Annotated in this window: 4 protein-coding genes; all 4 read left to right on the top strand. The window is 64.6% G+C overall.

Annotation, left to right across the window (positions count from 1 at the left end; all coding sequences use genetic code 11):
* Positions 1–149 (top strand): carboxyl transferase domain-containing protein (locus tag VK533_RS07505; protein WP_324376246.1); only part of this gene is annotated, 149 nt, incomplete at its 5' end.
* 4 nt (positions 150–153) lie between these two features.
* Positions 154–924, top strand: a complete 771-nt coding sequence (locus tag VK533_RS07500) for a CatB-related O-acetyltransferase (protein WP_324376245.1) — start codon at positions 154–156, stop codon at positions 922–924.
* A 16-nt stretch (positions 925–940) separates the two neighbouring features.
* Positions 941–1,732, top strand: a complete 792-nt coding sequence (locus VK533_RS17205; RefSeq protein ID WP_349254969.1) for a CatB-related O-acetyltransferase — start codon at positions 941–943, stop codon at positions 1,730–1,732.
* Positions 1,732–2,041: VOC family protein (locus VK533_RS07490; protein ID WP_324376244.1), on the top strand; the 310-nt coding region annotated here is incomplete at its 3' end. The genes VK533_RS17205 and VK533_RS07490, both read left to right, overlap by 1 nt.

Here is a 2,041-nt window from a genome sequence, read left to right as displayed (position 1 = left end):
CCAACCCGTTCGTCGCCGCCTCCAAGGGCTTCATCGACGAAGTGATCATGCCGCATTCCACGCGCCGCCGGATCGCGTTGGGGCTTCGCAAGCTGCGCGACAAGCAGCTCGAAAACCCATGGAAAAAGCACGATAATATCCCGCTGTGATCCGATGAGAATTGTTAACGTCAGGATTACGGAGGAATTGCTCAGCCTGTTCCGCGAGCATCGCCTGTCAACGGCGAAGGCGGGGGAGCGGTGGAAGGTCGGCGACGTCATCACCCTCCATCCGGATACCGCGCTGGAAAATTACGGTCAGGTGATCGCGGGCGCGACGCTGCCGCTGTCGCTCGGCGCTTTTTCCTACAGCCACAGCCCGTTCAGCCGGGAAATGGCGATCGGGCGCTATTGTTCCTTTTCGTGGGGGCTGGAGCTGATCGCCGCCGATCATCCGCTCGATTGGGCGACCACCTCGCCGGTGACCCATAACCACCAGGATATTCGCGGCCTGGAGCTCTATCTCAATGACATCGGCGTGCAGGAATATCGCATGCAGGTTTACGATCCGGGCCATCGGCCGGTTCAGTTCGGGCATGATGTCTGGGTCGGCATGCGGACGCTGATCAAGCGCGGGATTACGATCGGCCACGGCGCGGTGGTGGCGGCGGGCAGCCTGGTGACGCACGATGTGCCGCCTTATGCAATCGTCGCGGGGACGCCCGCCCGCATCCTGCGTTTCCGCTTTGCAGACGCGTTGATTGCGCGCCTGCTCAAGTCCGAATGGTGGCGCTACGGACCCGAAAAGCTGCAACCGCTCGATCCGAGCGACCCCGAGCGCTTTCTCGATCGGCTGGACATGGCGGTTGCGGCGGGGCTCGAGCCCCTGGAATTGCCTGTTCTGACAGGCGCGCAGATCATCGCCGCGGGAGAGCCGCTGAGATGATATGGGTCCGCCTGCAATGTTGATTCACGCCTCCAACAAGGCCGTGCGGGTCCGCGTTACGCCCGATCTGATCGAGCTTTTCGTCCGCCATCGCGTGCACAGCGCACAGCGCAGCCGTCGGCGCTGGGCGATCGGCGATCAGCTTTCGGTCAACCCGGACGCGCGGATCGAGCCTTATTCGCACATATTGGAGGGCAGGACCTTGCCTGCCGCGATCGGCGCCTTCGCCTATACGTGGGGCCGGCTCGAGCCAACCATGCGGATCGGCCGCTATTCTTCGATGGCGCCGCTCGTGAGCCAGCTTGGCATGGGCCACCCGGCCGACTGGGTTTCGAGCTCGCCTTTTTCGCACAACCCGCAGCCGCTGGGCGGATTCGCGGATTACCTGCAGGACGTCGACGCCAAGGGATTTGCGCTGCACGGATTCGATCAGGGCAGCGAACCGGTCGAAATCGGCAACGACGTGTGGATCGGCGAGGGCGCGCTGCTCAAGCCCGGCATCACGATCGGCAATGGCGCGATCGTCGCGGCGCGCGCGATCGTGACGCGCGACGTGCCGCCTTATGCGATCGTCGGCGGCTCTCCCGCCCGCCTGATCCGCTATCGTTTTTCCGAGGCGGTCATCGCGCGGTTGCAGGCGGCTTCATGGTGGCGTTTCGGCCCGGATATCATCCAGCCGCTCGATGTGCGCGACCCGGAGGGCTTCCTCGACCGGTTCGAGCAGGCGCTGGCGGACGGCATCACCCCCTTCGATCCGCCGGTGCTGACCGGGCAGGACATCATCGCAGCAGGGGAAACGGACTCATGATCGCACTCGGGCCCCTCAACCATGTCGGTATCGCCACGCCCTCCATTCCGGCGGCGGTCGAAATGTACCGGACCCTGCTCGGCGCCACCGTCGTGCGCGAGCCGTTCGACCTGCCCGCGCAGGGCGTGCGCGTCTGCTTCATCGATACGCCCAACAGCCAGATCGAGTTGCTCGAGCCGTTGGGCGAGAATAGCCCGATCGCGCGTTTCCTCGCCAAGAATCCGGCAGGCGGGCAGCATCATGTCTGCTTCGAGGTGCCCGACGTGAACGCCGCCAAGGCCGAACTGGAAGGAAAGGGGGCGACCGTGC

Origin of the sequence: Sphingomonas sp., from assembly GCF_035317925.1 — a bacterium.
In the GTDB taxonomy this organism is placed as follows: domain Bacteria; phylum Pseudomonadota; class Alphaproteobacteria; order Sphingomonadales; family Sphingomonadaceae; genus Sphingomonas_I.
The sequence above is the reverse complement of the archived record's forward strand: the minus strand, read 5'-3'. Positions and strand labels throughout refer to the sequence as shown.